The 26,564-nt window shown below is 73.5% G+C and carries 17 protein-coding genes; 4 read left to right on the forward strand and 13 right to left on the reverse strand.

The window, feature by feature from the left end; genetic code table 11:
* Positions 1-66 precede the first annotated feature (66 nt).
* On the reverse strand, positions 67-1,950 hold the full coding sequence (locus H1A17_RS04470; protein ID WP_145918283.1) for an acetolactate synthase large subunit: 1,884 nt from the start codon (positions 1,948-1,950) through the stop codon (positions 67-69).
* 239 nt (positions 1,951-2,189) lie between these two features.
* Positions 2,190-4,604 carry a bifunctional diguanylate cyclase/phosphodiesterase gene (locus H1A17_RS04475; RefSeq protein WP_194821134.1) on the reverse strand — a complete coding sequence of 805 codons (2,415 nt, stop codon included), beginning with the start codon at positions 4,602-4,604 and terminating at the stop codon, positions 2,190-2,192.
* A 110-nt stretch (positions 4,605-4,714) separates the two neighbouring features.
* Between H1A17_RS04475 and ilvD the strand changes: the two genes are divergently transcribed.
* On the forward strand, positions 4,715-6,562 hold the full coding sequence (ilvD, locus tag H1A17_RS04480; protein WP_145918281.1) for a dihydroxy-acid dehydratase: 1,848 nt from the start codon (positions 4,715-4,717) through the stop codon (positions 6,560-6,562).
* 140 nt (positions 6,563-6,702) lie between these two features.
* Here the strand turns inward: ilvD and H1A17_RS04485 are convergent, their stop codons facing one another.
* The 9 genes from H1A17_RS04485 to H1A17_RS04525 all read right to left on the reverse strand — a co-directional run bounded on the left by H1A17_RS04485 (position 6,703) and on the right by H1A17_RS04525 (position 19,031).
* Positions 6,703-7,518 carry a DUF4352 domain-containing protein gene (locus H1A17_RS04485; RefSeq protein WP_145918280.1) on the reverse strand — a complete coding sequence of 272 codons (816 nt, stop codon included), beginning with the start codon at positions 7,516-7,518 and terminating at the stop codon, positions 6,703-6,705.
* A 360-nt stretch (positions 7,519-7,878) separates the two neighbouring features.
* Positions 7,879-9,543 (reverse strand): SulP family inorganic anion transporter, encoded by a 1,665-nt coding sequence (locus tag H1A17_RS04490; RefSeq protein ID WP_194821135.1) that lies wholly within the window; start codon positions 9,541-9,543, stop codon positions 7,879-7,881.
* Complete coding sequence (locus tag H1A17_RS04495) at positions 9,540-9,950, reverse strand: metalloregulator ArsR/SmtB family transcription factor (RefSeq protein WP_309236697.1); 411 nt, start codon at positions 9,948-9,950, stop codon at positions 9,540-9,542. Before H1A17_RS04495 ends, H1A17_RS04490 begins: the two co-directional genes overlap by 4 nt.
* A gap of 143 nt (positions 9,951-10,093) precedes the next feature.
* On the reverse strand, positions 10,094-10,987 hold the full coding sequence (locus H1A17_RS04500) for an acetyltransferase (RefSeq protein WP_194821136.1): 894 nt from the start codon (positions 10,985-10,987) through the stop codon (positions 10,094-10,096).
* 160 nt (positions 10,988-11,147) lie between these two features.
* Positions 11,148-13,157 (reverse strand): FAD-dependent oxidoreductase, encoded by a 2,010-nt coding sequence (locus tag H1A17_RS04505; protein WP_194821137.1) that lies wholly within the window; start codon positions 13,155-13,157, stop codon positions 11,148-11,150.
* 132 nt (positions 13,158-13,289) lie between these two features.
* A complete protein-coding gene (locus H1A17_RS04510; RefSeq protein WP_194821138.1) occupies positions 13,290-15,761 on the reverse strand; it encodes a glycoside hydrolase family 2 protein in 2,472 nt (823 codons plus the stop codon).
* Positions 15,758-16,618: a carbohydrate ABC transporter permease gene (locus H1A17_RS04515; RefSeq protein ID WP_194821154.1), complete on the reverse strand. Its 861-nt coding sequence runs from the start codon at positions 16,616-16,618 to the stop codon at positions 15,758-15,760. Before H1A17_RS04515 ends, H1A17_RS04510 begins: the two co-directional genes overlap by 4 nt.
* A 71-nt stretch (positions 16,619-16,689) precedes the next feature.
* The gene (locus tag H1A17_RS04520) at positions 16,690-17,703 is read right to left on the reverse strand and encodes a carbohydrate ABC transporter permease (protein ID WP_375372787.1); all 1,014 of its coding nucleotides are present in this window, start codon (positions 17,701-17,703) and stop codon (positions 16,690-16,692) included.
* Positions 17,704-17,753: 50 nt separating this feature from the next.
* A complete protein-coding gene (locus tag H1A17_RS04525) occupies positions 17,754-19,031 on the reverse strand; it encodes an extracellular solute-binding protein (RefSeq protein WP_145918273.1) in 1,278 nt (425 codons plus the stop codon).
* Positions 19,032-19,416: 385 nt separating this feature from the next.
* Between H1A17_RS04525 and H1A17_RS04530 the strand changes: the two genes are divergently transcribed.
* Positions 19,417-20,436 (forward strand): LacI family DNA-binding transcriptional regulator, encoded by a 1,020-nt coding sequence (locus tag H1A17_RS04530; RefSeq protein ID WP_145918272.1) that lies wholly within the window; start codon positions 19,417-19,419, stop codon positions 20,434-20,436.
* A 28-nt stretch (positions 20,437-20,464) separates the two neighbouring features.
* Here H1A17_RS04530 and H1A17_RS04535 read toward each other — a convergent pair whose 3' ends face one another.
* On the reverse strand, positions 20,465-23,035 hold the full coding sequence (locus tag H1A17_RS04535; RefSeq protein ID WP_309236699.1) for a sensor domain-containing phosphodiesterase: 2,571 nt from the start codon (positions 23,033-23,035) through the stop codon (positions 20,465-20,467).
* 177 nt (positions 23,036-23,212) lie between these two features.
* On the opposite strand from H1A17_RS04535, the gene H1A17_RS04540 reads away from it, so the two are divergent.
* A complete protein-coding gene (locus H1A17_RS04540) occupies positions 23,213-23,587 on the forward strand; it encodes a PH domain-containing protein (RefSeq protein WP_194821139.1) in 375 nt (124 codons plus the stop codon).
* A 38-nt stretch (positions 23,588-23,625) separates the two neighbouring features.
* Here the strand turns inward: H1A17_RS04540 and H1A17_RS04545 are convergent, their stop codons facing one another.
* Positions 23,626-24,552: a 2-hydroxyacid dehydrogenase gene (locus tag H1A17_RS04545; protein WP_145918270.1), complete on the reverse strand. Its 927-nt coding sequence runs from the start codon at positions 24,550-24,552 to the stop codon at positions 23,626-23,628.
* A 168-nt stretch (positions 24,553-24,720) separates the two neighbouring features.
* On the opposite strand from H1A17_RS04545, the gene H1A17_RS04550 reads away from it, so the two are divergent.
* On the forward strand, positions 24,721-26,526 hold the full coding sequence (locus tag H1A17_RS04550) for a GAF domain-containing SpoIIE family protein phosphatase (RefSeq protein ID WP_194821140.1): 1,806 nt from the start codon (positions 24,721-24,723) through the stop codon (positions 26,524-26,526).
* The last annotated feature ends 38 nt before the right edge of the window (positions 26,527-26,564 follow it).

The following is a 26,564-nucleotide window of genomic DNA, read 5'->3' on the forward strand; positions in this document are numbered from 1 at the left end:
GCCACCGTCTCGCTTCGCTCGGTCGGGCCGTGCCAGCGCACGGTCCCGGGGAATCGGGCACTCATCTCAGATGTCGTCCTCGTCGAACGCCGGGCGGACGCCCCGGGCGAACATGATCTCGTCGTTGCTGGTGCCGGCGGCCACCATCGGCCAGACCATCGCGTCCTTGCCGACCGTGAAGTCGATCACGACCGGTGCGTCGGTGATCGCCATCGCCGCCTCGATCGTCTTGTCGACGTCCGCGGCGTTCTCGCAGCGTAGGCCGACACAGCCGAGCGCCTCGGCCAGCTTGACGAAGTCCGGGATGCGGTGCTTGTGGGTGCCCAGCTCGGTGTTGGAGTAGCGCCCCTCGTAGAACAGGGTCTGCCACTGCCGGACCATGCCCAGGTTGCCGTTGTTGATCACCGCGATCTTGACCGGGATGCCCTCCAACGCGCAGGTGGCCAGCTCCTGGTTGGTCATCTGGAAACAGCCGTCGCCGTCCACGGCCCACACCACCGTGTCCGGCCGGCCGGCCTTCGCGCCCATCGCCGCCGGGACGGCGTACCCCATGGTGCCGAGGCCGCCGGAGTTGAGCCAGGTGCCGGGCTTCTCGTACGAGATGAACTGGCTGGCCCACATCTGGTGCTGGCCGACCCCGGCCACGTAGATCGCGTCCGGGCCGACGATCTCGCCCAGCCGCTTGATCACGTACTGCGGGGAGAGGGTGCCGTCGGCCGGCTCGTCGTAGCCGAGCGGGTACCGCTCGCGCAGGTCGTCGAGCTGGTGCCACCAGTCGTGCAGGTCGGTCCGGCGGCCGGCCTTCTGCTCGGTGGTCACCGCCGCGATCAGCTCGTCGATGACGTGCTTGGCGTCACCGACGATCGGGACGTCGGCGTGCCGGTTCTTGCCGATCTCGGCCGGGTCGATGTCGGCGTGCACCACCGTGGCGTCCGGGGCGAACGAGTCGAGCTTGCCGGTCACCCGGTCGTCGAACCGGGCCCCCAGCGCCACGATCAGGTCGGCCTTCTGCAGGCCGTAGACGGCGGCGACGGTGCCGTGCATGCCGGGCATGCCCAGATGCTGGCGGTGCGAGTCGGGGAACGCGCCCAACGCCATCAACGTGGTCACCACCGGGATGCCGGTCAGCTCGGCGAGCTGGCGCAGCGACTCGGTCGCGCCGGCCTTGAGCACCCCGCCGCCGACGTAGAGCACCGGCCGGCGGGCGGCGCTGATCAGCCGGGCGGCCTCGCGGATCTGCTTGCCGTGCGGGTGCAGGGTCGGCCGGTAGCCGGGCAGGTCCAGGGTGGGCGGCCAGGAGAAGGTCGTCGCCGCCTGGAGGACGTCCTTGGGGATGTCCACCAGCACCGGCCCGGGACGCCCGGTCGCCGCCAGGTGGAACGCCTCGGCGAGCACCTGCGGGATCTCCTCGGCGTTCTGCACCAGGAAGTTGTGCTTGGTGATCGGCAGGGTGATGCCCTGGATGTCCGCCTCCTGGAAGGCGTCCGTGCCGATCATCGGCCGGGCCACCTGCCCGGTGATCGCGACGATCGGCACCGAGTCCATGTACGCGTCGGCGATCGGGGTGACCAGGTTCGTCGCGCCCGGCCCGGAGGTGGCGATACAGACGCCGACCCGGCCGGTAGCCTGCGCGTACCCGGTTGCGGCGTGTCCCGCGCCCTGCTCGTGCCGGACCAGGATGTGCCGCACCGAGGAGTCGTAGAGCGGGTCGTAGGCGGGCAGGATCGCCCCGCCGGGGATGCCGAAGACGACGTCGACGCCGAGCGCCTCCAACGACCGCACCAGCGAACCGGCGCCGGAGACCGGGACCGGCCCGGACGGCCGTACGGCCGGGGTGGCCGGCGCGGCGGCGCGCGGCGGGGTGGTGTGGTCGGCGTCGCCGGCCGGCTCGGTGACCGTACGGGCCCGCCGGGCGGAGTGGGCGAGGGTCTCTGGCGTGGGTCTCGTCATGGCGGTTCAGGCCTTCGGCTGGAGTTGGGTGGAGCTGCTACGGCAGGTGCGACGGGGGCGGTGGCCCGCCCCGGTGGTTCCGACGGCAATAAAAACGGCCCTCGTGCAGATGCACGGGGCCAGCGCACTCTCGACAGCGGGAGAGTGCGCTCAGGTAAGTACTCGCAGCGACCGGTTCGACGACATGGGCCAAGCCTGACGCATCTCACGCGATGAGTCAACTGATCCCACATGTTGGTTCACGAACGGGGGACGCCATCCCCGTTGGGGGTCTCGTCAACCGGCCCGGCCTGCGCGGACTCCTCGTACGCGGGGCGCGGGGCGGGCACCGGCGGGGATGCCGGTGGGTGGGATCGCAGCCGGGGCAGCAGCGGCGACGGGGTGGGTCGCAGCGGAGGGGGCGGCGGGGCCGGCGGAGCCGACGCGGGGCGGGCGCCCGGCGAGGTGGCCGCCTCCAGCATCGCCTCCAGGTGCTCCGCCGGCACCCCCCAGCCGAAGAGCGCGCCCTGGCCGAACCGGCAGCCGGCGGCGACCACCGCGGCCAGCTCGGCCGGGTTGGTGACCCCCTCGGCGATCACCTCCATGCCCAGTTGGTGGCCCAGCCGCATGACGATGTCGACCATCGGGGCGAAGGCCGGCCCGTCCCGGCCCACCGGGCGGACCGGCTCGTGCTCGGCGACCAGGCTGTGGTCGATCTTGAGAATGTCGATCGGCAGCCGGCGTAGCTGCCCCAGCGACGAGTACCCCGCACCGAAGTCGTCCAACGCGATCCGCACCCCGGTCCGCCGCAACGCGGTCAGCCGGCGGATCAGCTCGTCCAGGTCGGTCGCGACGGCGTGCTCGGTGACCTCCAGCACCAGCCGCTGCGGCGGTACGTGGTGGGCGCGCAGCGCCTCGGCCACTTGCACCACGTACTCCGGGGCGTGCAGCTCGCGCGGGGAGACGTTGACCGACACCCAGACGTCGTGGCCGTCGGCGAGCCAGCGGGACAGCTGCCAGCACGCCTGGTGCAGCACCCAGGCCCCCAGCTTGGCGATCATCCCGCACTCCTCGGCCAGCGGGATGAACTCGTCCGGCCGGACGTTGCCCAGCTCGGGGTGGTGCCAGCGCAGCAGCGCCTCGGCGCCCACCGGCCGGACCGACGGCAGCGACGCCACCGGCTGGAAGGCCAGCCGCAGCTCGTCGCGCTCGATCGCGCCACGCATCTCGTGCTCCAGCCGGGTACGCCGGGTCAGCAGCTGGTCGTAGCTGCCGTCGTAGCGCTCGATCCGGTTCTTGCCGCGCTGCTTGGCGTAGCGCAGGGCCAGGTCGGCGTGGCGCAGCAGGCCGACCACGTCCGGATCGTCGCCGCCCTGCCCGGCCACCCCGATGCTGACCGAGAGGAAGACCGCCCCGCCCTCCTGGTCGTACGGCCGGCCGAGCACCCCCAGCAGCCGCTCGGCCACCACGTCCGCGTCGGTCGGACGACCCCGCATCAGCACCGCGAACTCGTCGCCGCCGAGCCGGGCGGCCAGGTCACCCGGGCGCAGGTTGCTCCGCAGCCGCCGCCCCACCTCGGCGAGCACCATGTCGCCGACGTCGTGGCCGCGCATGTCGTTGACGTTCTTGAAGCCGTCCAGGTCGAGGCCGAGCAGCACGCAGCCGCCCCCCTCGGTGGCGCAGCGCTGCATCTCCCGCAGCAGGCCGCGCCGGTTGGCGAGGGTGGTCAGCGGATCGGTGTGGGCCAGCTCCCGGAAGTGCGCCTCCCGGTCGGCCAGCCGGTGGGCGTAGCTGCGGACGTCGTTGAGGGTGAGGTACTGCCGGGTGACCAGCGCGAAGCCCTCCAGGCTGCCGGCGATGATCCCCAGCGCGTCGAACCGGCCGCCCTGGACGAGGTGGTACATCGCCGAACCGGCCATCGCCACCATCGGGATGAAGGCGTACTCGCCGTCGCGGCGGATCAGGTCGATGTCGACCTGGCCGGGGGCGTCCACCCGGTGCACGGCGAGCGCCCCGGCGAGCATGCCCACGGCGAGCAGCGCGGCACCGGTCAGCGCCATCGCCGAGCCGCCCTGGCAGACCCCGGCGGCCAGGCCGAGACCACCGGTGGCGGTCGCGGTGATGCCGACGCCGAGCACGGCCAGCCGGGTCCGTGGGCCGTCGGCGCGGGCCACCACGATCGCGGTGAGGCCGGCGGTGAGCGCCACGGTCACCGACGCGAGCAGGATGGCCGGGCAGGCGCTCGGGGTCGCCGGCCCGAGCAGCCGGGTCGGCTCCGAGAAGAGCACCCAGCCGACGAACCAGATCGCGGCGGCCACGGTCAGCCCGTCGAGCAGCAGCCGCGCGGCGGCGGCCCGGGCCACCATCGCGCCGGGCAGGCGGAGCAGACCCGCGCAGTAGCCCAGCCCGCTCAGCGCGGTGCCGGCCGCGATCAGTGACGCCCATCCCATTCCCTGCCCGCGCCGGTGCGCCCCGTGCTCGGTCGCGCCGAGCACCGCGACGGTGCCGGCGACCAGGGTGGCCAGGGCGATCGTGGCGGCCACGGCGAACAGCAGGTGCGCCTGGCGGTGCGGCCCGCCGCGCCGCCGGGCCGAGTCGGCCAACAGTGCGGTGGCGGCGACGGCGAGCAGGCCGCTCAACACCGCCACGGCGACCATGCCCGGGGGTAAACGCACGACCTCAACTGTGCCGGATCGGCACCCGCTACGGGGTACCGGGTGTGCAACTGTTGGGACACGGCGCTCGCGGTGGGAGCCGCCCGCCGGACGGTGCAAGACTGGTACCCATGCCTGAGCTGCGGTCGAGGACCTCCACCCACGGTCGGACGATGGCCGGCGCCCGGGCCCTCTGGCGGGCCACCGGGATGACCGACGACGACTTCGGCAAGCCGATCGTCGCCATCGCGAACAGTTTCACCCAGTTCGTCCCCGGTCACGTCCACCTGAAGGACATGGGTGGCCTGGTCGCGGACGCGGTGGCCGAGGCCGGCGGGGTGGGGCGCGAGTTCAACACCATCGCCGTGGACGACGGCATCGCCATGGGCCACGGCGGGATGCTCTACTCGCTGCCCAGTCGGGAACTGATCGCCGACGCGGTGGAATACATGGTCAACGCGCACTGCGCGGACGCCCTGGTCTGCATCTCCAACTGCGACAAGATCACCCCCGGGATGCTGCTTGCCGCGCTGCGGCTCAACATCCCGACGGTCTTCGTCTCCGGCGGCCCGATGGAGGCCGGCAAGACGGTGGCGATCGAGGGTGTCGTGCACTCCAAGATCGACCTGATCGACGCGATGATCGCCTCCTCCAACGAGGCGGTCACCGACGACCAGCTCGGCGAGATCGAGCGGTCCGCCTGCCCGACCTGCGGCTCCTGCTCCGGCATGTTCACCGCCAACTCGATGAACTGCCTCACCGAGGCGATCGGCCTGGCCCTGCCCGGCAACGGCTCGACGCTGGCCACCCACGCCGCGCGCCGGTCGCTCTTCGTGGAGGCCGGCCGGACCGCCGTCGAGATCGCCAAGCGCTGGTACGACGACGACGACGCCTCCGTGCTGCCCCGCACCGTCGCCAACCGCAAGGCGTTCGACAACGCGGTCGCCCTCGACGTGGCGATGGGCGGGTCGACCAACACGATCCTGCACCTGCTCGCCGCCGCCCGCGAGGCCGAACTCGACTTCAGCGTCGCCGACATCGACGCCATCTCCCGGCGGGTGCCCTGCCTGGCCAAGGTCGCCCCGAACTCGCCGAACTACCACATGGAGGACGTGCACCGCGCCGGTGGCATCCCGGCCATCCTCGGCGAACTCGACCGCGCCGGCCTGCTGCACCGCGACGTGCACGCCGTGCACTCCCCCTCGCTGGCCCAGTGGCTCACCGACTGGGACGTCCGGGGCGGCTCACCCACCCCGGAGGCGGTCGAACTGTTCCACGCCGCGCCCGGCGGGGTGCGTACCGTCGAGCCGTTCTCCACCACCAACCGCTGGTCCACCCTGGACACCGACGCCGCCGAGGGTTGTGTGCGGGACCGGGAGCACGCCTACACCGCCGACGGCGGGCTGGCCATCCTGCACGGCAACCTCGCGCCGGAGGGCTGCGTGGTGAAGACCGCCGGGGTGCCCGAGGAGTGCCTGACCTTCCGGGGCCCGGCCAAGGTCTACGAGTCGCAGGACGACGCGGTCGCGGCGATCCTCGCCAAGGAGATCGTCGCCGGGGACGTCGTGGTGATCCGCTACGAGGGCCCCAAGGGCGGCCCCGGCATGCAGGAGATGCTCTACCCCACCTCGTTCCTCAAGGGCCGTGGGCTGGGCCGGTCCTGCGCGCTGCTCACCGACGGCCGGTTCTCCGGCGGCACCTCCGGGCTCTCCATCGGGCACGCCTCCCCCGAGGCGGCCTCCGGTGGGCTGATCGCCCTGGTCGAGCCCGGCGACGAGATCGTCATCGACATCCCGGCCCGGTCGATCGAGCTGAACGTGCCCGACGACGTGCTGGAGGCCCGCCGGGTGGCGCAGGAGAAGCGGGACCGGCCGTACACCCCGCTCGACCGGCAGCGCCCGGTGTCGGCGGCCCTGCGCGCGTACGCCTCGATGGCGACGTCGGCCAGCGACGGCGCGTACCGCCGCGTCCCGGAGTGACCGGCCGAGTGGGTTGATCGTCTCCACCTCAGCGAGGTAGCGGTATCCCCCGACCGGGACACCGCTACCTCGACACCGGGACCGGGCCGCCATCCGGCTACAGCCGTAGCCGTCCCGGAGCATGGCCTGCCGGTGGCGGTTCAGAGGGCGACGACAGCGTCTTCCGCGAAGGTGAACAGGCCGGCATCCAGCGTGACCGTCTTGAGCTTGGTGCCCTTCGGCACGTCGAAGTAGACGTTGGCGGTCACCGAGTTGCCCGGGTTGATCTCGTCGAGGAAACCCTGGCCGTCGCTGTTGCCGTAGATTCCGGCCTCGCCGTCGGCCTCGTACTCTCGGCCGCTGGAATCCTGGGCGCTGAGGCTGCCGTCGGCGTGGAAGGTGTGCGCACGCTTGGTGACGTTCTTGACGGTCACACTGACCTTGCAGAAGGTGCCCTGCGCCTTCTTGTTGAGGAAATCGTTGCCCACACGGGAGATCCCGCACTTCATGCTCTTGACGGTGAATTCGAAGTCCCCGCCGCGCACCTTGTCACCGATACCCGGGGTCTTCGGCTTCGGCGGCGCGGGTGCCTCGGTCTTCTTGGCCGGCGCCGGTGCCGCCGGGGAAGCTGGCGCGGTGCTCGCCGCCGGTGCGGCACTGCTCTTGGCGGCGGGAGCGTCGCCGCCCACGGAGGCAGCCTCGGGCTTCGTGTCCTCGCTGACCAGGCCCAGCACCATCGGACCACCGCAGCACAGCACCACGAAGGCACCGACGCCGATGAGAGTGGGCACCAGCCAGGAGGCCCGCTTCCGCGGGGCGGGCGGTGGCGGGAGCTGGCCGGGCGTCGGCGGGGAGAACTGGCCCGCCGGGGGCGGCGGGAACTGCCCGGCGGGCACCTGCGGGAGATGGGCGGTCGGTGGCATCGGCGGCTGGCCGGCGGGCGGCTGGTTTTGGGCAGGATCGTAGGGTGCCGTCATCGAGTGGTTTCTCCCCGGTCGTGATTCGCGCAGCAGCCGCGCAATGAGCGAAGCGGCCCTCACGGTGCCATAGTTGACACCCGGTAATTGTCGTCCGGCTGGCCTGAGTCGCCCGACGGGTCTGCCTGTCGAACGACCAATCCGGGGAGCTGCCGTCGGACATTCAGCCGGCAAACGGCCTCGACGGTCGCACATTCGATTCCGATAAGACACATCGAGTCGTGTGGACCCTGTCGTATATCTGCCACCACGTTTCCCGCCGAACAAACGGCAATTACGATGCTGCGCCGAGCATCGCCGCCGGCTCGGTTTCCGCGCGCCGCGCGACGACCCGTCCTCCCGATCGGGTCACACCCGCCGTCACGCGGTGACGGGGCCCCGGAGCAGTTCCCGGGCGTGGGCGATCGCGGCCGGGGTGTCGGCGAAGACCAGCCCGTCGCGGCGCAGTTCGTCGGCCACCCCGAGGGTCGCCAGCACCTGGTCGTGGTCGGGGGTGATGCCGGAGAGCAGCACGGTGATCCCCCGGCCGCGCAGCCGCCCGATGGCGTCGCCGAGCACGTGCGCGCCGGTGGCGTCCAGCGCCGACACCCGGGACATCCGCAGGATGACCACCCGGACGTCGGCCACCTCGGAGAGTTCCAGCAGGAAGGTGTGCGCGGCGGCGAAGAACAGCGGCCCGTCCAGCCGGTACGCCACGATGTGCTCGGCCAGCAGGGCGTGTTCCTCGTCGCTGTGCTCCCCCCGGTCGAGCGGGACCTGTTCCAGCCGGGCGCTGCGGGCCACCGCGCGCAGCGCGATCACCACCGCCACGGCGACCCCGACGGCGACGGCGGTGACCAGGTCCCAGGCGACCGTGACGACGAAGGTGAGCACCAGCACCAGGGCGTCGCCCCGGGTGGCACGGGCCAGCGCCCACAGCGAGCCGGCCTCGATCATCCGTACCGTGGTGGCGAGCAGCACCCCGGCGAGCGCGGCGAGCGGGATCCGGCCGACCAGCGGGGCGGCGGCGAGCACGATCGCGGCGAGCGCCACCGCGTGGGTGAGCGCGGCCAGCTTGGATGCCGCACCGGCGCGGACGTTGACGGCCGTGCGGGCGATGGCGGCGGTGGCCGGGATGCCGCCGAACACGGGCGAGGCGAGGTTGGCCAGGCCCTGACCGAACAGTTCCCGGTCCGGGTCGTGCCGTTGCCCGACGGTCATCCCGTCGGCGACGGTCGCCGACAGCAGGCTCTCCAGCGCGGCGAGCGCGGCCACCGCCAGCGCCGACGGCAGCAGCACGCCGACCGCGCCGGGGTCGAGGAAGCCGAGCGACGGCGCGGGCAGCCCCTGCGGCAGGGCGCCGATCCGCACCAGGTGGAGCGGGAGGGTCTCGGCGAGCACGGTGGCGGCGGCCACCCCGAGCAGCGAGAACGGTACGCCGGGCCGGAAGCGTGCGCCGAGCAGCATCAGCGCCGCCACCCCGAGCGCGACCGCCAGCGCCACCGGCCGGGGGTGCACGACGAACCGGGCGACGGCGTCGGCGGCGACGGCCCAGACCCGGTCGCCGTGCGCGTCGGTCACGCCGAGCGCGGCGGGCACCTGTTGCAGGGCGATGACCACGGCGATGCCGGCGGTGAAGCCCTCGATGACGGGGGTGGGCAGGTAGCGGACGTAACGGCCGAGGCGGGCCAGGGCGAGGGCGATCAGCAGCAGGCCGGCCAGCGCGCCGACCATCAGCACCCCGGTCGGGCCGAACTGCTGCACCACCGGCACCAGCACCACGGTCATCGCCCCGGTGGGGCCGGAGACCTGGAGGTGGGAGCCGCCGAAGACGGCCGCCACCGCCCCGGCGACGACGGCGGTGACCAGCCCGGCCTGCGCGCCCAGCCCGGAGGTGACGCCGAAGGCGAGGGCGAGCGGCAGGGCCACCACGGCCACGGTCAGCCCGGCGACCAGGTCCCGCCGGGGTGAGCGGCGTACGGCCTGCCAGTCGGTGCGGTCGGGCAGCAGGCCGAGGACCCGGTCGGCGACGGCGGTGGCGCTCACCGGCCCGGCCGGGTCGGTGAGCCGTCGGCGGCGTGGGCGCGCGGACTGCCGTCGGGCGCCCCCGGGGCCGGGTCGGCGGTGGTTCCGGCGCGGAGTTCGTCGAGGAGGGCGTCGCGGTCGGTGAGGACGGTGCCGAGGATGCGCCGGCCGGCGGCCAGCAGGTCGGCCACGTCGGGGGTGCTGAGCGAGTACATGACCAGCGGGCCGTCCCGGTACGAGGTGACCATGCCGGCCCGGCGCAGCACGGCGAGCTGCTGGGAGAGGTTGGACGGCTCGACCTCGATGACAGCGAGCAGGTCGCGGACCGGCTTCGGCCCGTCCTGGAGCAGTTCGAGCACCCGGATGCGCACCGGGTGCCCGAGGGTGCGGAACAGCTCCGCCTTGGCCTGGTACAGCGGCACCGACACCGGGACCTTCTTCCGTCGACGTCGTGAACACTTTAGCACTTGCGAAATTCTTCAAGTCGCCTGTCGCGTGGTTCGTGACTCCCGGTTCGTGGCCGGTCAGGTGGCGTGCCCCCGGCGGACCGGCCGGGGGCACGCCGTACGGATCAGTCGACGGGAGCCGTGGCGGGCTCGAGGAACAGCCGGGTACGCAACTGCCGGAACCCGGTGCGTTCCAGCTCGGCGACCACCGCCACCCGGTGGGCGTCCACGTCGGCCACCACCTCCCGGGCACCATCGGCGACCAACGCCGCGACCGAGTCGGCCAGCAACTCGCCCCGCGCCGCCCCGTCCACCAGGCCGAGGTAGCCGAGCTGCGGGAAACAGGCGTCCCCGGTCGTCCCGGCCAGCCCGACCGGCTCCCCGGCGGCCAGTGCGACCCGCCAGGTCGCGGCGGTCAGCCAGGCCCGTGGCGCGGTGGCCAGGTCCACCCCGGCCACCGCCCGGGCGACCTCCCGGCCGGTCAGCACGTCCGGCTCGGCGATCCGGGCGACGAGGGCGTCGATCTCGCTGGTGCCGGTGGCCGGGCGGAACGCGTAGCGGCCGGAGGACGCCGGCAGCGGGGTGCCCGCCCACGAGCAGCGGAGCCGCTCGCCGCGCTCGACCAGCCCGGCGAGCCGGGCCGCCGCCAGCGGCAGCCGGACCACGGCCAACACCTCCGGCCGACGCCGCCAGTACGCCGGCAGCCCGGCGTGGTAGGGGTACGGGCCACCGAGCGCCTCATGGGCCGTCCGCAGCAGTGTGGCCCCCACCTGCGCCTCGGCGGTCAGGTCGAAACGGTCCAACCAGGGCGCACCGGCGGCCCCGGGCGGCAGGAGCCACGCGGCCCGGCCGACCACCCGGCCGTCCCGCAGGGCGATCCAGGTGCGTTCGGGACGGTAGCCACCTCCGGCGACGCCGTCGGCGTAGCCGATCTTGCGCAGCTGGGGCAGCGGGTCGGGCATGGAGTCGAACAGATCTTCCTCGCCCGCGACGAGCGGGCGGATGACCAGGTCGGTCATGGGAATCCTCCGGAAGGCGAACGCCCCGGTCAGACCCGCGTGGACGCCGGGACGCGGAGGGGGCGCAGAACATCGGACATCGTTCTGACCTCCTCCCGGCTCGACGGCGTGCCGCAGAACGTACTCGCCCCCGCAGCACCGCCGCAACACCCGCCTCGGGTCAGGCGGGCAGGAAGCGGACCGCGTCGGCGACCACGTACCCGTCGGTGCCCTCGGTGCGGAGCAGCACGCTGCCGGCCGTACCCGCCGCGAACTGGTACGTCCCGAGCGACACCCACTGCCCGCCCGACGTGCGCTGGTCGACCACCCGGGTGGTCACCCCGCCGCCGTGCACCACGTCGACCGGGACGTTGCCGGCCCGGTTCGGGTCGGCGGTCCAGCGCAGGTGGACCGCCCAGCTCCCGGCCGTCGGCAGGGACGGGGTGAACCGCAGCCGGTTGACGCCCTTGCCGGTGTTGCCGTCGTGCTCGTAGTCCGACCCCCAGTAGCCGCCGATCGCGGTGCTGCCCACCCAGACACCGGCCCGGGTGACCCCGGCCGACCGGTTGTCCACCACGATCTCGCCGTCGACGGTGGGTGGCCAGGTGAGCAGCTGCCCGTCGGCGCGCAGCCGGGTCTGGAGGGCCGCGACGTCCACCTGCTGCACCGGCACCCCCGCGTCGATCGCCAGCTTCGCCGCCGTCGCCGCCGACTGGGCGAGGATCATGAAGACCGGTTCCATCCGGATCGACCCGTACGCGATGTGGGTGGCCGACAGGCAGACCGGCACGAACAGGTTGGCGCACTGCGTCGCGGTGGGCACGATCGACCGGTAGCTGACCGGGTACGGGCCGGGCACCCCGACCTGCACGTCCCCCTCGTTCTTCACCAGCCCGTTCACCACCACCCGCTGGCAGTTGTGCGAGTCCATGGTGTAGCTGGCCAACCCGACCGAGTCGGCGGCCCGGACGCCGCCCCGGCAGTCCCGCTCGGTCATCACGTACGCCGAGAGCATCCGGCGGGCCTCGCGGACGTAGAGCTGCGGGGGCCAGTTGCCGGTGGTGGTGAACTCGTCGGCGGCCAGCCCCCAGGCGGCGACCCCGGACCGCACCGACGCCGGCAGCCGGGGGTCGTTGGCCAGGAACCACATCAGGCCCTGCTGGTACGTCCGGTGGTCGGCGACCATGGCCTGCCGCTGCGCCCAGGTCGCCGTCGGGTAGGCGTAGTTCGCGGCGATGAAGTCGGTGGAGAAGGCCCCGGTGTTGTTCGAGTCGGTCTTGCCGCCGCCGACGCTCTGGGTGGTGAAGAACGGCCCGGTGTAGCCGGCCTGCACGTACCGCAGCAGCAGTTCGTAGTGGGCCGGGTCGTAGCCGGCCGGCTGCGGGAACGGGACCCGGCCGGCGGCCTGGGTCAGGCACATCCGGAAGTTGTACGCCTGGATCCGGTCGTCACCGGTGCCGTTGGGCGCGACCGGGGCGGCGGAGATGCCGGGGAGCAGGCCGCTGGCCGGGTCGCCCGGCACCACGTACGGGTCGACGGGCCGGGTGAACTGGTGCTCCCCGCGCAACTGCACCCCGTTGACCGTCTCGCCGTACGCGGTGTTGGCCTCCCGTCCGACCGTGTACGACACCCCGGCGGCGGCCATCAGGTCACCCTCGTACGTGGCGTCGACGAACATCGGGCCGGCGAAGAGCTGCCCGTGCGCGGTGACCAGCCCGGTGATCCGGTCGCCGGCCCGCTGGACCGTGGCCAGCGGGGCGTCCAGGTAGACCGGGACCGCGTGCTCGGTGAGCAGGTCGTCGAAGACCCCGGCGGCCACGTGCGGCTCGAAGACCAGCCGCATCGGCGAGTCGGGGGTGACCGGGGTGCCGTGGTAGCGGGCGTACACCCGGCGGTAGAACTCCCCGGCGAGGCCGCCGATGGCGGCGCTGGTGCCGCTGTCGGTGTAGCCGAGCCCGCCGGTGGTGAGCCCGCCGACGTGGCGGCCCGGTTCGACGATCACGGCGGTGCCGCCGAGCCGGCGCATCTGCACGGCGGCCATGATGCCGGCCGAGGTCGCGCCGTAGACCACCAGGTCGACGGTGACGGTGCCGGCGGCCAGGGCGGGCAGGCCGAGACCGGGGCCGACGGCGACGACGAGGCTGGCCCCGCCGAGGCGGAACAGGTGACGGCGGGTGAACGCGGACGACATCACGGCTGCCCTTCGAGCGAGGGAAGGAGCGCGCCGCCGCACCCGGAACGCATCGACCTTCGCTGATCGCAGCGGGGCTGTCAAGGGGCGGCCCGCCCTGCGCCGGCCGGCGCGGGGCGGCGACCCGTCCGGTCAGCCCGTCGGGGCCCCGGCCGCGTCGTCGACCAGGTCGTTGACGCAGCGCAGCACCGGCCGGCTGGTCAACGCCACCAGGTCCGGCGGCGCGCCGCCGGTCACCGTGAACGTGACCGACTCCCCCGGCAGCAGGGTGACCAGCGCGGTGTCCACCTCGGCGGCCGGGTCGAGCCGGTCCGGGAACAGCGTCAGGTCACGCAGCACGGTCTGCGCGGTGACCCGGACCCGCTGGCCGCCGTCGACCGGTTCCACCGTCGCCTCGTAGCGGGCCGCCGGCCAGTGCACGTCCCGGTCCTCGGCGAAGAACCACAGGGCCCGCTCGGCGGTGTCACCGGCCTCGGCTACCAACAGCTCCCGGCGTTCCTCCTCGGCCACCGCCAGGTCCGCCGGCAGCGGCACCGTCACCGCCGCGTACGCGGGCACGTCGAGCGGGTACGAGGTCTTCGCCCTCGGCTCGCCGGTCAGCGTCGTCCGGGTCACCGTCACCGGGGCCCGCCACGGGACGCCGGTCTCGTTCACCGCCACCAGCACCAGCCCGCCGGCCCGGGGCTGGACGGTGAGCAGCCGGTCGGCGTACGCCCGGCGCAGCGCGTACCACAGGGGTTTGCGGCGGCCGTCGCCGTCGACCGCCGACCAGGAGGTGACCGGCCAGCAGTCGTTGAGCTGCCAGACGATGGTGCCGGAGCAGACGTCGCGGTGCGCGCGGAAGTGCTCCACCCCCAGCTGGATGGCCCGCGCCTGGTTGAGCTGGGTCAGGTAGTGCCAGTCGTCGAAGTCGACGGGCGGTGGCAGGTGCGCGTCCAGGCCCCGCTGGAGTTTCGCGTCCCCGTCGGCCGCCTTCTGGTGGTGGGCCATCCCCGGCGAGTCGGGCGCGAGCGGCTCGTCGGACAACGCCCGGCGCAGCGTCGCGTACGCCGGGGGCGCCTGGTAGCCGAACTCGGCGACGAACCGGGGGACGTACTCGCGGTACCTCGTGTAATCGTCGGTGTTCCAGACGTCCCAGATGTGGGTGGTGCCGTGCGCCGGGTCGTTCGGGTGGACCGCCTCGCTGCCCGACCACGGGCTGCCCGGCCAGTACGGTCGGGTCGGGTCCAGCTCGCCGACCACCCGGGGCAGCAGGTCCAGATAGAAGCCCCGCCCCCAGCTCCGGCCGGCCAGCGGCTCCTGCCAACCCCAGTCGTGCCAGCCCCAGATGTTCTCGTTGTTGCCGGTCCACAGCACCAGCGACGGATGCCCCGCCAGCCGGTTCACCTGCTCGCGCGCCTCCGCCTCGACCTCCGTGCCGAACGGCTCCTCCTCCGGGTAGGCCGCGCAGGCGAACAGGAAGTCCTGCTGGACCAGCAGGCCCTGTTCGTCGGCGAGGGAGTAGAAGTCGGTCGACTCGTACCGGCCGCCGCCCCAGACCCGCAGCAGGTTGACGTTGGCGGCGGCGGCCTGGGTGAACCGTCGGGCCAGCCGGCCGCGGGTGACCCGGGTGGGGAACGCGTCGTCGGGGATCCAGTTGACCCCCCGGACCAGCACCGGCACGTCGTTGACGTGCAGCGTGAACGGGGTGCCGTGGGCGTCGGGGGTGGTGTCGAGGCGGACCGAGCGGAAGCCGACCCGCTGCGACCAGGTGTCCAGGGTGCCGCCGTCCGCGCCGGACAGGGTCACCGTCAGCGGGTGCAGCGGCTGTGCGCCGTACCCCCGGGGCCACCACAGCTCGGGGTCGGCGACGGTGAGGGTCAGCGCGGCCGTGCGCCGCCCGGCCGGGACGGTCGCCTCGCCGGTCACGCCGGCGACCTCGGCGCGGACGGTCAGCGGGGTGTCGGTCGCCCGCTCGACCGCGACGTGCAGCTCCACCCGGCCCCGCCCGTCGACGGCCGTCACCAGTGGACGGACGGTGTCGAGCCGGGCGGTGGACCAGGCGTGCAAACCGATCTCCTGCCAGATCCCGGCGGTGACCAGCGTCGGCCCCCAGTCCCAGCCGAAGTTGCAGGCCATCTTGCGGATGAACGGGAACGGCTCCGGGTAGGCGTTGGGCCGGTCGCCGAGCCGGTCCCGCTGCGCCTCGGCGTACCGGTACGCCGAGGCGAACCGGACGGCGAGGGTGTTCTCCCCCGGCCGCAGCGCCGACGCCACGTCGAACCGGTACGACCGGTGCATGTTCGCGGTACGGCCCAACTCGACGCCGTTGAGAGTGAGCGTGGCGACCGTGTCCAGCCCGGCGCAGACCAGGTCGACCCGGTCGTCGGCACCGGGCCGGTGGACGAACGTGGTCGCGTACTCCCAGTCGGTGCGGCCGATCCAGGTCAGCGCCGTCTCGTTGGCGTCGAGGTAGGGGTCGTCGATCAGGCCGGCGGCGAGCAGGTCGGTGTGCACGCAGCCCGGCACGGTGGCGGGCACCGCCCGGCCGGCGACGGCGTCGGGCACCTGCGGCCCGGACACCGCGCGCAGCTGCCATCCCTCGTGCAACGCCTGACGGTTCACGACTTCACCGCGCCTTCCATGATTCCCCGGACGATCTGCCGGCCGCCGATGAAGAGCATCACCAGCAGCGGGACCGTGGCGATGAACGCCCCCGCGAGCACCCGACGGTAGATGACGTAGTTGCCGCTCGCCAGATCGGAGACGGCCACCATCGAGGTCGGGTAGTCGGTGCCGCTGAGCGTGATCAGCGGCCACTGGAAGTCGTTCCAGGTCGCCACGAAGGTGAGCAGGCCCAGCACCGCCAGGGCCGGGCGGATCGCCGGCAACGCGATGCTGCGGTAGATCCGCATGGTCGTCGCCCCGTCGACCCGGGCCGACTCGACCAACTCGTCGGGGACGCTGTTGACGATGAACTGCCGCATGTAGAACACCCCGAACGCGGTGACCAGGCCGGGCGCGATGACCGCCAGCAGGGTGCCGTTCCAGCCGAGCCGGCCCATCACGATGTAGAGCGCGACGATGCCGAGCTGGTTGGGCACGGTGAGGGTGAGCACGACGAGCAGCATCAGCGCGTTGCTGCCCCGGAACCGCAGCTTGGCGAAGGCGAACCCGGCCAGCGAGCAGAAGAACAGCACCGAGGCGGTCACCACGGTCGACACGATGACGCTGTTGACCAGGGAGGCGGCGAAATAGACGTCCTGGAGGGAGAACACCTCGCGCACGTTGACCAGGAACCGGTCGCCGGGCACCACCGCCGGGGGCAGCTTCGCCAGCGCCTCGTCGTCGCTGGTGGCGATGACGAACATCCAGTACAGCGGGAACGCGGCGAACAGGAAGGTCAACGACAGCAGCAGGTACGTGCCGAGGCCGGCCGGGGTGTCCTGCGGCGCGCGGCCCAGCAGGGCGGGCCGGCGCACTACGTTCCTCGCGCTCACCGATCTCCTTTCGTTCGCGACTGCGGGACTCCGCTGCGCTGCGTTCCTCGCGCTCACCGGCGACCTCCCGACAGGCGGTTGGTGAGCAGGGTGTTGAGCCCGGTGACCAGCAGGATGATCAGGAACAGCGCCCAGGACATCGCGGCGGCGTAGCCGAGGTTGAGGTCCTTCCAGCCGACCTTGTAGATGAGCTGGGCGATGGTCTGCCACTCGCCGTTCGGCCCGCCGGTGGCGGCCTGCGCGTTGAGGTCGAACAGCATCGGCTCGGTGAACAGTTGCAGCCCGCCGATGGTGGACAGCACCACCGTGAACACGATCACCGGTTGGATCATCGGCACGGTGATCCGCCAGAGCTGCCGCCACGGGCCGGCCCCGTCGATCGCCGACGCCTCGTAGACGTCGCGCGGGATGGACTGCATGGCGGCCAGGTAGAGCAGTGCGTTGTAGCCGATCCACTTCCAGTTGACCATGGTGGCGATGGCGATCCAGGCGTGCGGCTTGTCGGCCCGCCAGTCGATCGCGGCGTCCCCCGTCCCGCCGATGCCCACCTCGGCGAGCAGCCAGTTCGCCATCCCGAAACTGCGGGAGAAGAAGACGCTGAACACCATCGTCGAGGCCACGATCGGGGTGACGTACGGCAGCAGCACCCCGACCCGCCACCAGGTCTGCGCCCGCAGCCTGCGGTTGAGCAGCGACGCGACCACCAACGCCAGCAACAGTTGCGGCACCGAGGAGAGCAGGAAGATGCCGAACGTGTTGTAGAGCGCGTTCCAGAAATCCTCGTCGCCGACGAGCCGGGTGAAGTTCGCGAACCCGGCCCAGTAGGGCAGGGTGGGGTCGTCGAGCCGGTAGTTGCGCAGCGCGACGACCCCGTTGAACAGCAGCGGGAAGAGCCCGAAGACGCCGAACAGCAGGAAGAACGGCGCGACCATCAGGTAGGGCAGGTAGCGCAGGTCGAACCGGTACAGCCGGTCGCGCCAGCCGAGCGACCGGTCGCCGGCCCCGGAGGCGTCGCGCTCCGGCCCGGTGCGGTGACTCGACGGCGGCACGGCACGGGTGGTGGACACGGGGCTTCCTCCAGGGCCGGGGATCGGAACGGGGGCGGACGGGCGGACGGTCAGGAGGTGCCGGCCTTCTGGGCCTCCTTGACCGCCTCGGCCCAGGCGGCGTCCGGCTTCAGGGTCCCGTTCTGCACCCTGGTGATGACGTTCTCCACGGCGACCCGGGTCGGGCCGTTCTTCTTGCCCAGGTACTGCGGGGTGAGCCCCTGCGCCATCTTCGGGAAGATCTGCCCGACCGGCGCGTCGTGGAAGAACGGGTTCTTGAACTCGGCGATCGCCGGGTCGGCGTAGAGCGCCGGCTGCGAGGGCAGGTTGCCGACCTTCTTGAAGATCTCGATCTGCTGCTCCGGCTGGATCAGCCACTCCAGCAGCCGGTACGCCTCGTCGACGTGCCTGCTCTGCTTGGGGATGGTGAGGAACGAGCCGCCCCAGTTGCCGCCGCCGCCGGGCACCGCGGCGATGTCCCACTTGCCCTGGGTGCCGGGTGCGGTGTCCTTGATGTGGCCGAGCATCCACGCCGGGCAGGCGAGGACGGCGAACGAGCCGGCGGTGAAGCCCTTGTCCCAGTCGGCCTGGAAGCTGGCCAGGTTGGCCGAGAGACCGGCCTGGATCGCCCTGATCGTGTAGTCGAAGGCGACCCGGGGACCCTGGTCCATCTGGAGTTGTTCCTGCTCGTTGTAGAAGCCGACGGGCTGCTGGCCCAGGATCGGGTTGAACAGGTTGGTGCCGGAGTCGAGGAACTTCTTCTTCGTCCGGCCGGTGTAGTCCTGGCCGACCTCGATGAACTTGTCCCAGGTGGGCCAGAGGGCGGAAACCTGGTCGCGGTCGGTGGGCAGCCCGGCGGCGGCGAACAGGTCGGTGCGGTAGCACATGGCCAGCCCGCCGACGTCGGTGCCGAGGCCGATCTGGGTCTTGCCGTCCGCCGACAGCGACTGCTTCCACTTCCACGGCAGGTACTTGCTCTCGTACGAGCCGGCGCCCTTGTCGAGCAGGTTGACGAACTTGTCGGACTGGCTGCGGAACTGGACCATGAAGCCCTCGTCGATGGCGGCGATGTCGGCCGCTCCGGAGCCGGCGACGAGTTTCTTCTGGAGATCCTCGTGCTGGGCGTTGTACTCGCCCGAGTTGAGTTGGATCTTGACGTTGGGGTGGTCGGCCTCGTAACGGGTCTTGAGGTCCTGGAGACCGAAGTCGCCCCAGAAATTGATCTTCAGGGTGACCTGGCCGCCACCGTCCGAGCCGGTGGTGCTCTTGCCGCTGCACGCCGCGACCAGCGTCAGGCTGACGACGCCGACCGCCGCCGCGCGGGCCCAGCGGGTCCAGGACCGTGTCATCTCATCCTCCGCGCACGCGATGGAAACGCCCCCGATATCGAGGAACGTCGACTGAACCGGATAAGTGAGGCCACCGTACGGGCCACCCCGTGCACTGTCAACGGCCGGTTAACGACGACCCCGGGCGGTAACCGGAGCTGCCCCGAAAGCCCTGCCGGCGTGCCGGGCCACGCCTTCCGGCAGGTGGAAGGGTCGCCCGTCACCGGTGGCGGCACGCAGCCCGACCGGCACACTTAACCGAGCAAGCGAATCAGCCGCCCCCGCCGCACGGGACCGGCCACGGCCGGGGACGACGGCCGGCGGGGGCACCGGTAGCGTGAGGACCGCCGGCGACCCCGGCCCGAGGACGGCCTGCCCAGGCCGCGAGAAGTGGAGGAAAACGCCGGTGAAGCGGCCGACCATCGCCGACGTCGCCCGACGCGCCGGGGTGTCCAAGGGCGCGGTGTCGTACGCGCTCAACGGGCAACCGGGCGTCTCGGAAGCCACCCGGCAACGCATCCTGGCGATCGCCACCGAGATCGGTTTCAGCCCGAGCAGCGCCGCCCGCGCGCTCTCCGGCGCCACCGCCAACGCCGTCGGCCTGGCCCTGTGCCGACCGGCCCGGATACTCGGCATCGAACCGTTCTTCATGGAGCTGATCAGCGGCGTCGAGGCCGAACTCTCCGCCCGGTCGTACGCGCTGACCCTCCAGGTGGTGGCCGACCAAGAGGCGGAGATCGCCGTCTACCGCCGGTGGTGGGCCGAACGGCGGGTCGACGGGGTCCTCGTCTGCGACCTGCGGACCGACGACATCCGGGTGCCCGCCCTGGAGGAGTTGCAACTGCCCGCCGTGGTGATCGGCGGCCCGCGGCACACCGGCACGCTGGCCCACGTCTGGTCGGACGACGCGGCGGCGCTCGCCGAGGCGGTGGAGTACCTGGTCGCCCTCGGCCACCGCAAGATAGCCCGGATCGGTGGGCTGCCGTCGCTGCTGCACACCGAGATCCGTACCGACGCGTTCGCCGAGGTGTGCGGCCGGCTCGGGCTCACCGACGCGGCGACCGTCTGGTCGGACTACACCGGCGAGGAGGGCGCACGCGCCACCCGGCGGCTGCTCAGCTCCGCCCAGCGTCCCACCGCGGTGATCTACGACAACGACGTGATGGCGATCGCCGGGCTCGCCGTGGCCCAGGAGATGGGCCTCGGCGTCCCCACCGACCTGTCCATCGTGGCCTGGGACGACTCACCGCTCTGCCAACTGGTGCACCCGCCGCTGACCGCGCTCGGCCGGGACATCCCCGCCTACGGCGCGCACGCCGCCCGCCAGTTGCTCGCCGTCATCGCCGGCGAACCGGTGCACGGCCTCCAGGACGAGACGGCGCACCTGACGCCCCGGGGCAGCACCGCACCGCCCCGATCGAGATGAACCGGTTCACCTAGGCACGCCCCCACCGTCAGCGGGACGTCGTCGGGAACTCCTCGAAGTACGCCTCGACCCGCTCGGCGGTGGCCGGACGCGCCAACGCGAACCCCTGCCCGTACCGGCAGCCGGCCCGGGTCGCCCGCGCCACGTCCGGCTCCGACTCCAGCTCCGCCATCACCACGGTCACCCCCAGCCGCTCCCCCAGCCCCACCACCACGTCGATCAACGGGCGGGACTCCTCGTCCGGGTCGACCGGCCGGGGCTGCACCTTCAACAGGTCGATCGGCAGCCGGCGCAGTTGGGCCAGGGAGGCGTGCTCCGCCCGGAAACTGTCCAACGCCGTGCGTACCCCCAGCGACCGCAGGCCGGCCAGCCGGGCCACCACCGTGGGCAGGTCGGCCCCGAGCCGCGACTCGGCGATCTCCAGCACCAGCCGCTCCGCCGGGACGCCGTGCCCGGCCAGCACCGCCGCCACCCGGGGCACCAGATCCGGCGCCAGCAGCTCGGCGAGGGTGACGTTGACCGCCAGCCACAGCTCCCGACCCCCGGCCGACCAGTCGGCGAGCTGCCGGCAGGCCCGGTCGAGCACCCACCGGCCCAGCTCCCCCAGCAGGCCGAGATCCTCGGCGACCGGCAGGAACTCGGCCGGCAGCACGGTGCCCAGCACCGGGCTGCGCCAGCGCAGCAACGCCTCGACGCCGGCCGGTCGCCGGTCGGCCAGCGCCAGCACCGGCTGGTAGACCAGGTCCAGTTCACCCCGGGCCGCCGCCCCGGGCAGCTCCCGTTCCAGGTCCAGCCGGCGGACCAGCTCCTCTTCCAGGCAGGCGTCGTACCACTCGACCCGGTTGCGGCCGAGCTGGACGGCCCGGCGGCGCGCCAGGTCGGCCTGGCGCAACGCGTCCTGCGGCGACGTCGCGGCCAGCTCGGTCAGGCCCACGCCGACCCGGAGCCGGCCCATCCCGGTCGGCACCGGGCACGGCTCGGTCAACGCGGCCAGCAGCCGCTCGCCCAACGCGTACGCCGGGACCGGGCCGGCATCGGTGACCACCGCGAACTCCTCCCCGGACAACCGGGCGACCAGGTCCCGGGGGCCGACCACGTCGCGCAGCCGGCGGGCGGTGACGACCAGGAGCGGGTCCGGGCCGGCGGCGTCCTGCGCCGGGCCGAGCCCGTGCACGTCGACCAGGAGCAGCGCGCCGGGAGTGCCGCCCCGCTCGTCGAGCACCCGCAGCAGCTCCCGCCGGGTGGACAGGCCGGTGAGCGGGTCGGTGGCCGCGACCCGACGCCGCTCACGCTCCAGCCGTCGGCGGTCACCGACGTCGCGGACGTGCAGCACCACCGCGGCCACCTCCGGCACGGCCCGCTGGTCGCTCACCGTCGCCTCGGTCTCCCGCCAACCGCCGTCACCGGTACGCATCCGGGCCACCAGCAGCGGCGCGACGGTGTCGCCCGGCCGCCCGGCCAGCCGGGCCAGGACGCCCGGCGCGTCGTCCGGATGCAGCAGGTCGGCCAGCGCCCGCCCGCACACCGCCTCCTGACCCAGCCCGAACCAGCGTTCACCGGCCGCCGAGAGCCAGTGCACCCGCAACCCGTCGTCGAGGACGAGGACCAGGTCACGACCGCCGGCGACCAACGTGCGGAAGTACGCCTCGCGGGCGGCCAACTGCCCGGCCCACCGCCGCTGGTCGGTCACGGAGATCAGTTCCCGGGCCACCAGCGGCGGAATCACCGCCAGCCCCAGCAGGACGGCGGTCGGGGTGAACCCGCCGACGAACGCCAGGTGGCCGGCCGCCGCCACGGTCGCCACCGCCGCCGGTGCGGTCACCCGGGGCCAGGCCGGTGGCGGGCCGGTCGGACCCGCCGGATCGCCCGCCGCGACCCGGGCCATCCCGGCGGCCGTCAGCAGCGCCCCGCCGACCAGCAGCGGCACCGCGGTCAGCAGCGTCACCGTGGGCGCCCGGTAGGCCAGCAGCACCACCAGGTCGGCCAGGCCGAGCAGGACGGCCGCCACCCCGAGCAGGCACCGGGCCGCGCCGGGGTGGCGACGGTGCCCGGCCAGCGCGCCCACCAGCAGCCCGGCCAGGACGCCCGCGCCCGCGACGGTGACCACCCGGACCACCGGTGGCACCGGGCCGGACGGGACCAGCACCCAGCCGGCGAAGAGCAGGGCGGTGCCGAGGCCGAGCACGTCGACGCCGCGCCGCCACCGGGCCCGGGGCGTCAGCCGGGAGTGGCCGGGCAGCAGGAGCAGGCCGACCGCGTAGGCCAGGGTGGCCGCGCCGAGCCCGGCCGCCGCGACCTCGGCCCGGCGGACCGCCGGTGCCAGCGGTAGCACCGCCACGGTCATCCCGACCACGGTCACCGCGATGTTGAGCAGGACGGCGGCCCGACGGCGGCGGCGGGCGCGACGGTCCCGCCCACCGGTGCCGGTGAGGCGGAACAGCCGGGCGGCGGCCACGGCACAGCCGCCCGCGCCCGCCATCGTGGTGGCGGCCAGCGGCGGGACGGCGTCGACCAGGCCGGCGGTGACGAGGAGCGCGACCAGCACCGCGAGCGCGACGGGTGCGGACGGTGGGCGGCGGACGGGGTGAGCGACGGTCACGGCGGTCGCCTTCGTGAGGGGGACACGGCGCGGTGCGACAGGGGGTTATCGGAGAAACGAGGCACCGCCCTCCCGGTTACGCCCCTCGGCCGTGACCTACGTCACCAGTCAGCGTCGGTCGCGACCGGCCCGCCGCCCGCCCGGTGCCGCCCCGGCCCCGGGTGGAATCATCGGGGGGTGAGTCGCGCCGACACCATCCGCTTCCGGCACAACCAGGCCATCCTGGTCGCGGCCGTCATCGCCACCATCGGCGCGCTGCCCCTGGCCGCCGCCCGGTGGTATCTGCTGCCGGTGCTGCTGGTCCCGCTGACCGTCGCGGTCTGGGCCTGGCGCTCCGGCACCGACGCCGACCCGCACGGGCTACGGCTGCGGGCACTCGCCGGGGGCCGGCGCATCCCCTGGGAGCAGGTCGTCGAGCTGGCCACCGACCCGCGCGGCCGGGCCGTCGTCCGGCTCACCGACGGGCACCAGCTGCCGCTGCCCGCCGTCCGGGGCGTCGACCTGCCCCGGCTGGTCGCGGCCACCGGGCAGGCCCTGCCGGACGCGCGCTGAGCCCGGACACCCACCACCGGCGGCCGGCCCCGCCCCGGTCAGTAGCCGTCCACCACCGTGTTGACCAGCGGTGACCCGGCGACGAACCGGCGCACCTGCTCCCCCACCAGCCGGTACGCCCGGGGCAGCAGCCCGCGTACCGAACCGGCGACGTGCGGGGTGAGCAGCACGTTCGGCAGCTCCCAGAGCGGATGGTCCGCCGGCAGCGGCTCCGGGTCGGTCACGTCCAACGCCGCCCGCAGCCGCCCCGAAGTCAGCTCCGCGACCAGCGCCGCCGTGTCCGCCACCGGGCCCCGGGCGGCGTTGACCAGCAGCGCCCCGTCCGGCATGGCGGCCAGGAACGCGGCGTCGACCAGCCCCCGGGTGGCGTCGGTCAGCGGCACCAGCAGCACCACCACGTCGGCCCCGGGCAGCAGGCGGGGCAGCTCGGTCACCGCGTGCACCCCCTCGGCCGGCCGGGCGGTCCGGGCGACCAGGGTGAAGGTGACGTCGAACGGGGCCAGCCGGGCCCGGACCGCCGCGCCGATCGAACCGGCCCCGACGATCAGCACCCGCTTGCCGGTCAGCTCGTCGGTCGGCGCGACCCGGTCGTACGCCCACTCCCGGCGGGCCTGCGCGCGGGCCAGTTCGGGGAACCCGCGCAGCTGGGCGAGGATCGCGGTGACCACCCACTCGGCGGTGCCGGCGTCGTGCACCCCCCGGGCGTCGCAGAGGGTGACCCCGGCGGGCACCCGACCCGTCCAGGCGTCCGCCCCGGCGGAGAGCAACTGCACCACCGCCAGGTCGGGCAGCCGGTCCAGCATCGCCGTGGTGTCCACCCCGGCCAGGAACGGCGGCACCCAGAACCGGACGCCGGCCGGATCGCCGGGCGGATTCGCCGGGTCGGCCCACGGCTGTACCGTGACACCGGCCGGGACCGGACCGAGCAGCTCCACCCCGGCGGAATGCGGGATCCATACCTTCACGCGTGCCGACGATAGCCCTCCGACAGGCGGGCCGGGCCGACGGGCCGACCGACGACGCCGAACCAGACGTCGTCACCACGCCGACGGGTGATGGTCAGGTGGGACGGGTATAACCGAGGGTCGGAACGCCGAACGGTGTCCTCCCCCATCACGGTAGACAGGTGGTCGATGACCGAACGCACCGTACGGCCGGACGTCGACATCGCCGCGCTGGCCGATCCGGCCCGGCTGCGGTCGCTGACCGAGACCGGCCTGGACGCCGCGCCGGACGAGGCGTTCGACCGGTTCGCCCGGCTGGTCAGCGACCTGCTCGACGTGCCTGTGGCGCTGGTCTCCCTGGTCAGCGAGACCCGCCAGTTCTTCCCCGGCGCGGTCGGGCTGCCCGACCCGTGGGCCGCCCGCCGGCAGACCCCGCTGAGCCACTCGTTCTGCCAGCACGTGATCGACACCGAGATCCCGCTGGTGCTGCCGGACGCCCGGCTCTACCCCCGGGTACGGGAGAACCTGGCCGTGCCGGAGCTGGGCGTCGTCGCGTACGCCGGGATGCCGCTGACCGACCTGGACGGCCGGGTGCTCGGCTCGCTGTGCGCGATCGACAGCAAGCCCCGGGCCTGGACGAAAGCGCAGCTACGGACGCTGGCCGACCTGGCGGCGGCCTGCTCCTCGGAGCTGCGGCTGCGGATCGCCCTGGACGCGGCCGAGGAGGCGCGCCGCCTGGTCGAGCAGGCGCACGACCGGCTCAACCTGCTCGCCTCGCTGAGCGAGACCCTGACCGGCACGCTCGACGTGGAGACGGCCGTGGGCCGGCTGGCCGACGCGGTGGTGCCGTCGCTGGCCGACTGGGCCCTGGTGACCCTGATGGACCAGGGCGGCGCTCCCCGCCGGGTCACCGCGGTGCACCGCGACCCGGACCGGGCCGCCGAGGTGACCCGCTTCGGCGAGCTGGCGTCGACCCGGCTCGGGCCTACCTCGATCACCCGGACGGTGCTGCGGACCGGTCAGCCGGTGCTGCGCAGCGCCGCCGACCTGGACGACGTCCGCCGGGCCAGCGACACCCCGGAGCTGGTGGCGCTCGCCGAACGGCTGGGCTTCGCCTCGCACCTGACCGTGCCGGTGCCGGCCCCCGGCCGGGGCACGGTGATGGGCGCGGTCACCCTGGTCAACGGGCCGGAGCGGCGGGCCTTCGACGACGACGACCTGGGCACCGCCCTGGAGATCGGCCGCCGCGCCGGGCAGGCGGTCGGCAACGGCTGGATCTACTCCGAGCAGCGGCACGTCGCCGAGGTGCTGCAACACAGCATGCTGCCGCAGTTGCCGCAGAGCCCGTGGGTGGAGCTGGCGGCCCGCTACCAGCCGGCCGCCGACCGGGTGGAGGTGGGCGGCGACTGGTACGACGCCTTCGTCCAGCCCGGCGGCGACCTGGTGGCGGCGATCGGCGACGTCGCCGGCCACGACATCGAGGCCGCCGCGACCATGGGCCAGCTGCGCAACCTGGTGCGGGGCAACGCGTTCGGCCGGGACGACCCGGTCGAGGAGCTGATGCGACGGTTGGACGCCACCATCTCGGGGTTGCGTATCCCGACCGCCGCCACGGCGGTGCTGGCCCGGCTGCGGCCGGTCGCCGGCGGGGTGGCCGTCACCTGGTGCAACGCCGGTCATCCCGCGCCGCTGCTGGTCACCGCCGACGGCACGGTACGGCTGCTCGACGGCCGGTGGGAGCCGCTGCTGGGGCTGACCCGGCCGACCCCGCGTACCGGGGCGGAAGTGCTGCTCGCCCCCGGGGACACCCTGTTGCTCTACACCGACGGGCTGGTGGAGCGGCGGGACCAGTCGATCGACGAGGGGATGGCCCAGTTGTGCGCCCGGGTCGCCGCCGCCGGTGCCCGGCCCGCCGCCGACCTGTGTGACCTGCTGCTCGGCACCGGGCACCGGCGCGAGGACGACGTGGCGCTGCTGGCCCTGCGGGCCCGCTGAGGCGTGCACCGGCCGGTGAGCGGTCCCCGGTGGCCCGG

This window comes from Micromonospora sp. S-DT3-3-22, assembly GCF_015354745.1.
GTDB lineage: Bacteria > Actinomycetota > Actinomycetes > Mycobacteriales > Micromonosporaceae > Micromonospora > Micromonospora wenchangensis.

Bases quoted from the DNA above. Each gene is read 5' to 3' on its own strand.
- H1A17_RS04470 (WP_145918283.1), bottom strand. From the start codon at position 1,950: ATGACGAGACCCACGCCAGAGACCCTCGCCCACTCCGCCCGGCGGGCC.
- ilvD (WP_145918281.1), top strand. From the start codon at position 4,715: ATGCCTGAGCTGCGGTCGAGGACCTCCACCCACGGTCGGACGATGGCC.
- H1A17_RS04485 (WP_145918280.1), bottom strand. From the start codon at position 7,518: ATGACGGCACCCTACGATCCTGCCCAAAACCAGCCGCCCGCCGGCCAG.
- H1A17_RS04500 (WP_194821136.1), bottom strand. From the start codon at position 10,987: ATGACCGACCTGGTCATCCGCCCGCTCGTCGCGGGCGAGGAAGATCTG.
- H1A17_RS04505 (WP_194821137.1), bottom strand. From the start codon at position 13,157: ATGTCGTCCGCGTTCACCCGCCGTCACCTGTTCCGCCTCGGCGGGGCC.
- H1A17_RS04525 (WP_145918273.1), bottom strand. From the start codon at position 19,031: ATGACACGGTCCTGGACCCGCTGGGCCCGCGCGGCGGCGGTCGGCGTC.
- H1A17_RS04550 (WP_194821140.1), top strand. From the start codon at position 24,721: ATGACCGAACGCACCGTACGGCCGGACGTCGACATCGCCGCGCTGGCC.